The organism is Pedobacter sp. 05L430 (assembly GCF_056397585.1).
In genome coordinates, this window is the sequence record NZ_JBFTNT010000629.1 from 1 (window position 1) to 522 (window position 522).

The window sequence follows — 522 nt, forward strand, 5'->3', positions numbered from 1 at the left end:
GTCCTTTTTCTTAATGGTTACACCAACTACGGTTACTTCCTCCAAATTATTATCCTCTGGGACAAGAGATACGTTCATTGTGGCCGAAGCAGGAAGTTCCTGAGTTACATAGCCCACAGAGGTAAAAACTATTGTTGAATTTGAAGTGGTATTTAGCGCAAACTTACCATCTTTATCGGTTGATATACCGGTGCCTGTGCCCTTGACCTTCACTGAAACACCTGGAATGGGTAATTTGTCGTCCTTTCCGGTTACCCGGCCTGCGACATTAATTGAATTCTGAGCGAAAACTGTAAAACTACACTGTAAAATGAGAAATATGAGCAAAGCATACCATCTTACAGTTCCTTTAATCGTAAAGAAAGACATAGTGAATAATATTTGGTTAATCCCGTTTAATATTTGTTAGGATAAACTTACGGGGAAATTAGAAGCCAGAAATGGACTAACTAAGACAAATAATGGACAATATTATCATAACTGAAGTGTTACAAAATGTAAAATAAGTAACATTTATTATAC

The 522-nt window shown here is 36.6% G+C and carries 1 protein-coding gene; it reads right to left on the reverse strand.

Going from position 1 to position 522, the window contains the following annotated elements; all coding sequences use genetic code 11:
- The coding region (locus AC1DG9_RS27700) for a carboxypeptidase-like regulatory domain-containing protein (RefSeq protein ID WP_477635784.1) at positions 1 to 369 on the reverse strand (369 nt) is incomplete at its 3' end.
- Positions 370 to 522: the final 153 nt, after the last annotated feature.